Origin of the sequence: Streptomyces sp. NPDC007162, from assembly GCF_040634175.1 — a bacterium.
In the GTDB taxonomy this organism is placed as follows: Bacteria; Actinomycetota; Actinomycetes; order Streptomycetales; family Streptomycetaceae; genus Streptomyces.
This window is the reverse complement of record NZ_JBEYFC010000440.1, coordinates 1-7,459: the sequence shown is the minus strand read 5'-3', so window position 1 is coordinate 7,459 and position 7,459 is coordinate 1. Positions and strand designations below refer to the sequence as shown.

General features: G+C 72.4%; 3 protein-coding genes and 1 pseudogene. All 4 read left to right on the top strand.

The genetic code is table 11. From position 1 onward, the window contains the following. The coding region (gene eccCb, locus ABZ646_RS35320) for a type VII secretion protein EccCb (RefSeq protein WP_360528301.1) at positions 1 to 3,562 on the top strand (3,562 nt) is incomplete at its 5' end. 55 nt (positions 3,563 to 3,617) lie between these two features. Beyond that, on the top strand, positions 3,618 to 5,027 hold the full coding sequence (eccD, locus tag ABZ646_RS35315; RefSeq protein ID WP_360528298.1) for a type VII secretion integral membrane protein EccD: 1,410 nt from the start codon (positions 3,618 to 3,620) through the stop codon (positions 5,025 to 5,027). Positions 5,028 to 5,040: 13 nt separating this feature from the next. Continuing rightward, a complete protein-coding gene (gene eccB, locus ABZ646_RS35310) occupies positions 5,041 to 6,378 on the top strand; it encodes a type VII secretion protein EccB (protein ID WP_360528295.1) in 1,338 nt (445 codons plus the stop codon). 1 nt (position 6,379) lies between these two features. Then, positions 6,380 to 7,459: pseudogene (locus tag ABZ646_RS35305) on the top strand (hypothetical protein); the annotation flags it as partial.

The window sequence follows — 7,459 nt, the reverse complement described above, 5'->3', positions numbered from 1 at the left end:
CCGATCAGACGGTGCGGATGGTCGTGCACACCACCGTCGCGGGGCAGAAGGTGCGGCTGCGGCGGTGCGTGTCGGCCTGGGCACGCGCCGCGCCAACCTGGTGCTCGTACCGCCGGAGACCAAGCCGGTGGAGGACCTCGAACCGCTGTCCGCGATCTCGCTGCGCCGTTTCACCAAGGCGTACCAGTCGGTCGGGCACCTTCCGCTGCCGGTCCCGCTGCGCCGGTTCACCAGCGTGGAGTTCGCCGGTGACGGGGTGGCGGCGCTCGGTCTGCTGCGAGCCATGATCGGCCAGTTGGCGGTGCTGCACTCGCCAGACGAACTGCGCATCGCGCTGCTCACCGACGCGGGGGGCCGTACCGAGTGGGACTGGCTGAAGTGGCTGCCGCACAACGCCCACCCCCACGAGGAGGATGCCGCGGGACCGCTGCGGCTTGTGGCCGACGACCACGACGCGCTGCTGGACCTGCTCGGCCCCGAGATGACCGACCGCCCCGACCACGAGCCCGATGCCACACCGCGGGCGGGGGAGCCGTTCGTGGTGGTGCTGGCGTACCGGGTGCACATCCCGGATACCTCCCGGCTGCTCGGCGCGGGTCTTCGCAACGTGGTGCTGCTCGACGCCACCGGCGCGATGACGGGCGGACCGCAGGTGTTGCGGCTGAACGTGCGGGACGGCCAGGTGGAGTACCCGGCGGGCGAGACCGTGGTGACCGCGGAGGCCGACGCGCTCACCCCCTCGGAAGCCGAGGCCCTGGCGCGCGTCCTCGCCCCCATGCGCACCAGCGGCGGTGTCGACTTCATCGAACAGCCCCTGGAGACCGACTTCGACCTCAGCGCGCTGCTGGGCATCCGCGATCCGCGTTCCTTCGACGTGGCCGCCCTGTGGCGGACACGTGCCCCGCAGAGCGCCCGGCTGCGGGTGCCCATCGGCATCACCGAGGACAACGAGGTACTGGAGCTCGACCTCAAGGAGTCCGCGCAGGCCGGCATGGGACCGCACGGGCTGCTGATCGGCGCGACCGGCTCCGGCAAGAGCGAGCTGGTGCGCACCCTGGTCATCGGCCTGGCGGCGACCCACTCGTCGGACGTGCTGAACTTCGTGCTGGTGGACTTCAAGGGCGGTGCCACCTTCCTGGAGATGGACCGCCTGCCGCACACCTCCGCGGTGATCACCAACCTGGCCGACGAGCTGCACCTGGTCGACCGGATGCGCGACTCGCTGAACGGCGAGATGATGCGCCGTCAGGAACTGCTGCGGGAGAGCGGCTACTCGTCGCTGTTCGAGTACGAGAAGGCCAGGCTCGGCGGTGCCGCGCTCACCCCGCTGCCGTCGCTGGTGATCGTGGTCGACGAGTTCTCCGAACTTCTGGCGAACAAGCCCGAGTTCGTCGAGCTGTTCGTCAGCATCGGACGCCTGGGCCGCTCCCTCGGTGTGCACCTGTTGCTCGCCTCGCAGCGTCTGGACGAAGGGCGTATCCACCGCGTCGAGGGCCACCTGTCGTACCGGATCGCGTTGCGCACGTTCTCTTCCATGGAATCCCGCAGCGTCATCGGCGTGGGCAGCGCCTACGAGCTTCCCTCGGCGCCCGGCAACGGCTACCTGAAGGTCGACACCACCAACCTGGCCCGCTTCAAGGCCGCCTACGTCTCCGGCCCCTGCCCGGTGTCCGTCACCGCCGCTTCCCCCGCCGAGCTGGTGCAGGGCGCCGACGAGGTGGTCGCCTTCAGCATGGAGCAGCGTGCACCCCGCTCGCCGGACGCCCTTCAGGCCGCCGGGGAACCCCTCGCACAGGAGCCGGAGCCCCGTCCTGTCGGGCCCGCCCCCGACGACGAGGAAAGCCTGCTCGAAGTACTGATCGGCCGGTTGGAAGGGGCCGGTCCGCCGGCCCGCCAGGTCTGGCTGCCGCCGCTGGACTCCTCACCCAGCCTCGACCAGATGCTGCCCGGCATCGTCCCGGACGCCCAGCGCGGCATGAGCGCGAACGACTACCCCGCGCTCGGTGGACTGCGGGTGCCGCTGGGCATGGTCGACCGGCCCTTCGAGCAGCTACGGGAGCTGCTGGTCGCCGACCTGTCGGGCGCCGACGGCCACATGGCGATCGCCGGGGCGCCGCAGACCGGCAAGTCCACCATGCTGCGCACCCTGATGCTCTCCCTCGCCCTCACCCACACCCCCGTGGAGGTGCAGTTCTACTGCCTGGACTTCGGCGGCGGCGGTCTGCAGTCCACCGCGGGACTGCCCCACGTCGGCTCCATCGCCACCCGTATGGAACGCGACCGGGTGCAGCGGACCATCGAGGAGCTCACCCAGTTGCTCGAGGTACGCGAGCAGCGCTTCACCAGTTTCGGCCTCGAGTCCATGACCGCCTACCGCGAGCTGCGCCATCGCGGCGAGATCGACGACCCGTACGGTGACGTGTTCCTCGTCGTCGACAACTGGTCCACGCTCAAGCAGGACTTCGAGGAACTCGAGGCGCGCATCGCCGATCTGGCCGCCCGAGGCCTGTCCTTCGGACTGCACGTGGTCGCGTCCGCGGTGCGCTGGTCGGAGATCCGGCCCCGGACCCGTGACCTGTTCGGCACCAAGTTCGAACTACGGCTCGGCGACAGCGTGGAGTCCGAGATCGGCTCGAAGCTCGCCGCGAGCGTCCCCCAGCAGCCGGGCCGCGGCCTGACCAAGTCCGCCAACCACTTCCTGTGCGCCCTGCCACGGCTGGACAGCTCGTCGGGGACCGACAACCTCACCGCCGCGACCAAGGCCGCCGTCGCCGAGATCGACACCTTCTGGACCGGCCGCCCGGCCCCAGGGGTGCGCCTGCTGCCCGCCAAGCTGCCTCTCGACAAACTGCCGGCCCCCGACGGCGACCTGCGGGTCTGCATCGGCTGGGACGAGCAGCGGCTCGCGCCGGTGTGGCACGACTTCCAGGCCACCCCGCACCTGATGGTGTTCGGCGACAGCGAGACCGGCAAGACCAACGTGCTGCGCCTGGCGATCAACGCCATCACGCGCCGCTACCCGCCCGAGCAGGCCCGCATCCTCCTCGCCGACACCCGCCGGGACCTGCTGGGAGATGTGCCGGAGGAATACCGCGTCGGCTTCGCGGTGGACGGCGAGGCGCTCGGCCGGCTCGCAGGCAGCGCCGCGGTGTCGGTCGGCAAGCGTGTTCCCGGCCCCGACATCGCGCCGGAACGCCTTCCGCGACGTGACTGGTGGACCGGGCCCAGGCTTTTCGTCCTCATCGACGACTACGACCTGTACTCCGCCGGCCCCGGCTCGGGCTCCCCGCTCAACGCCCTGGCACCGATGCTGGCCCACTCGGTGAACATCGGTATGCACATGGTGATCTCCCGCTCCACCTCCGGTGCCTCCCGCGCCATGATGGATCCGGTCCTGCGCCGCATCTGGGAACTGGGCAGCCCGGCGTTGCTGCACTCCTACCCCAAGGAGGAAGGCAAGTTCATCGGTGAGGCCAGGCCGCGGACCCTGCCACCGGGCCGCGCGCAACTCGTCACCCGGCGTGGTGTGCGGCTGATGCAGGTCGGATACGCCGGACCGTGAAGGCCGCACCGGACACTCGCCCAAGGCGCCGCACTCCACGCCCTCCAGGAGCACTATGACAACCCCACTATCCGCTCCCCGCATCCCCGGGGCGGCGAGCACCGAGGTGTGCCGCCTGACCATCGCCGGACCGGCCGGCCGCGCCGACCTGGCCGTACCCGTCACCACCCGTGTCTCCGCCCTGCTGCCGGTGCTGATGCGGCATATCCCCACCGATCCGGCCCGCCCGGCCGGCACCTGGGTACTGCAGCGTCTCGGCGAGGCACCGCTGGGGATGGACGCCACGCCGCAGAGCGCGGGCCTGCGCCACGGCGACGTGCTGTATCTGCGCGCCGCCGACGACCCGATGCCGGAGCTGGAGTTCGACGACGTCTCCGACGGCGTCGCGCGCGCCGTCGGCTCGCAGCTCGACCGCTGGCGTCCCGAGCTGACCCGCAGGCTTTTCCTGGCCCTCGCCTGCTTCGTGCTGGCGGTCCTCGCCGCGGCCGTTCCCTGGGCCGCGCACGGGCCTTTGGTGCCGGTGCTGTACGGCGTCAGCGCTGTTGTCCTCGGCGCCGGCTGCGCCCTGGATCAGCGGCGCCCCGCCGACCGCGCGACGGGGGTGATCACCGGGCTCGGCGCGTGTGTGTTCGCCGGGCTGACCGGGCTGACCGCCGTGCACGGCACCGCGGGCCTGTTGTCTCCCCGGCAGCCCGACGTCGTGCTGGGAGCGGGTGCCGCGGTTGTGATGTCCGCCGCCCTGCTGCCGATCCCGAGGCTTCCGCTGGCGGTGACCGGCACCACGCTGCTCACCGCGGCACTGGCGGCCGTCACAGGAAGTCTGGCCGTCATGTCCGGCTGGGACGCCGCCCGCAGCACCAGCACGGTGGCGGTCGTCTTCTTCCTCTTCGGCCACCTCGCACCGAGGGCGTCGCTGCGGCTCGCCCGCCTCCGCGTCCCGCAACTGCCGCGCAACGCCGAGGAACTCCAGGAGGATATCGATCCCCTGCCGGGGCACCTGGTGACGCGGCGCGCCGCGACCGCCGACGCCGCCCTCACGGTGATCAGCGTCTCCACGGGGCTGTTGTGCTCCACCGCGTTCGTCCTGCTGGTCGGTGACCGCGGCTGGATCGACTGGTTGTTCCCGCTGGTCTTCGCCGGCGCGTTGTTGCTGCGCTCGAAGAGCCTGCGCGCGACCTGGCAGCGGATCCCGGCGGCCTTCTGCGGAGCGTTGGGTCTGCTCACCGTGGTGCTGTCGTGGTCGGCGTCGGCATCGTCCGACGCGGCCCGGTGCGCACTGCTGCTCGGCCTGCTGGTAGCGGCCGTGCTGCTGCTGGTCGGCGCGTGGCGGCTGCCCACCGCCCGGCTGCTGCCTGTGTGGGGCCACACCGCCGACATCCTGGAACTGCTGACCGCGCTGGTCCTGCTGCCGCTGCTGCTGCAACTGCTGCACGCCTACGCGTACTTCCGCGTCCTGGTCAGCTGAGGAGAGGACAGCAGTGCAAAGCCGACGCGACCATCTGCACGCCTATCAGTTCGCCACCGGCCGACTGGCCTCGGCACTGGTCTCCGGTGATCCCGGAACCGGTGAGGCCCCGATGCGCCGGTCCGGGCTCGGCGCCGCCTTCGGCGTCATGATCGCCGCCCTGCTGGTCATCGTGGCCGTCGTCTACGGACTGCTCAAGCCGGTCAACACGCACTCCTGGGAGCGGACCGGCGCCCTGATAGTGGAGAAGGAGACCGGTACCCGCTACATCTACGTGAACGGGCAGCTGCACCCCACGGCGAACTACTCCTCCGCACTGCTGGCCCTCGGCGGCACCCCCAGCGTGCAGGACGTATCCCGGGCCCACCTGGCGGACGTGCCCCGTGGCACGCCCCTCGGCATCCCCGGCGCCCCCGACGACATCGCGCAGCCCTCGGCGCTGCTGACCGGCGCGTGGACGGACTGCCTGCACCCCGGCTCCGGGCCCGGTGAGGTGCTGGACTTCGACGCGCGCTCCGCCCGGCCGATGCCGGGCAACGCCCGCGTCCTGATGTCCGGTCCCGACGGCACCCCGTACGTGCTGTGGCAGGGCACCAAGTACCCCATCAGCGGCCGGAGCGCGCTCATTGCCATCGGCCTCGACACCAAGGAGCCCGTCAAGGCTCCTTCCGCCTGGCTGGACGCCCTGCCCACCGGGACGGCCATCGCCCCCGCCGCGATCCCCGGCGCCGGTACCGGATCGCGGACCGTGGCGGGCGGCGCAGCGCAGACCGGACAGGTGTTCCGTACAGCCGTCAGCGGCGACGTCCATTACTACGTCCTCAAGAGCGACGGCATGGCCCCGCTCACCGCCACAGAGGCGGCGCTGATCGCCGCGGCACCGGGCGGGAGCCGGCCGCGGCAGGTCAGTCCCGCGGACATCGCCGCCGTCCAGGCGTCCGCCGACCACTCCCTCCTGCACCGCATCCCCGACCTGCTGGACGGCACCGACGGCACCGCCGACGGCGGCGCGGCGCTGTGTCTGCTGCAGTCGGTGCACGGCTCCCGGCTGAGCACGTCCGTGGTGCGGGAGACCGGGAGGGCCGCGGCCGCGGGTTCGGCGGTCCTCGTCCCGCCGGAGCATGCGGTGCTGGCCACCCCACCGAAGAGCCCGTCGGACCCCAACACGCCCGACCCGTACCTGATCACCGACCAGGGCCTGAAGTACCAGCTCGCCGGCCAGTCCGCGCAGGCGCTCGGATTCGGCAGTGTCCAACCGCGCGTCCTGCCGCAGTCCACGCTGGACCAGATCACCAACGGCCCGCGGCTGAGCCGGGCTCAGGCCGCCCAGGCCGTCCCGGGGGCGAACTGAGATGGCCCGTCCGTCCGGGGAACGTCCCACCCTGCGCGCGGAGTTCGGGCAACGGCTGTCCGCGAAGCTGGCCCGCGCGGCCCTGCGCGGCGGCGGCCCCGCGCTGGAGTCCAGGGATGTCGGCAACGCGCTGCTGGTCCACCCCCGCGGTTTCGTCGACAGCCGGGCTCTGACGTTCACACAGCGCCTGGCCACCGACCCCCAGCACACGCTGGTCGTCCTCGACCTGCCCGCGAGCCCGCAGGACACGGTGTGGGAGAACGTCGCGCGGACACTGGACCGCAGGGGCCACAGCTTCCGGCTGGTCCCCGCCCGTGGCACCCGGGAGGACGTCAAACGCGCCGCGCAGTGGCTCGCCGACCGGCTGGAGCGCATCGTGCTCGCCCCGGACGGCGCAGTGCTCCCCGCGGCGGGCGGCGCGCTGTTCGTCCCCGCCCACCGCGGCCTGGGCTGGCTGCGCTACCGGCCCAACCTGCCGTCGGTGCCGGAGGCCCGGCGCTTTCCCAGGCCGCAGTGGGAGTTCTCCGTCCCCGACCAGCCGCGGCCGACCGGGGCGGGCGGCATGGTCGAGCCGCTGCCCGGCGGGGTGTGGATCCGGGGCACCTGGGAGGACGCGGCGGCCCCCGTCCACCGGCAGCGGCTGGTGGACCTGCTGGCCGCGCACCCTGACGTGCTCGGGGTGGCCATCGGCAGCCCGGGGACGTCCGCCCTGCCGATGGAGGAGATCGCCGCGTTCTGGCACACCCTTGCCCCCGACGTCCGGCGACGGGTGCGGTTCATCCCCTACGGCCCGGTGGCCGTACCCGACGGGGAACCGCTCGGACAGGCCCTCGCCGACCTGCTGGACCAGCGGATCGCCGTGTGCGCCGGTATCCCGGTCCCCGGCGCCGGCGACGAGGTGCCGCAGGTGCGCACCCTCCGGCGCGACGGAACGCTCGGCTGGCGCCCGTACGCCGACGAGTTCGGGTTCACACCGCGTTCGCGCAGCGGTGGCCGGGCCCTGGCACCCGTCCCACTCAACACGCGTGCCCCGGTGAGGGCCCTCCCCGCCGTCGCGCCGGGTGTCTACCAGTACGCGCCC

What these genes read in the sequence shown, in the direction of transcription:
- eccD (WP_360528298.1), top strand. Translation starts at nt 3,618, where the DNA reads ATGACAACCCCACTATCCGCTCCCCGCATCCCCGGGGCGGCGAGCACC.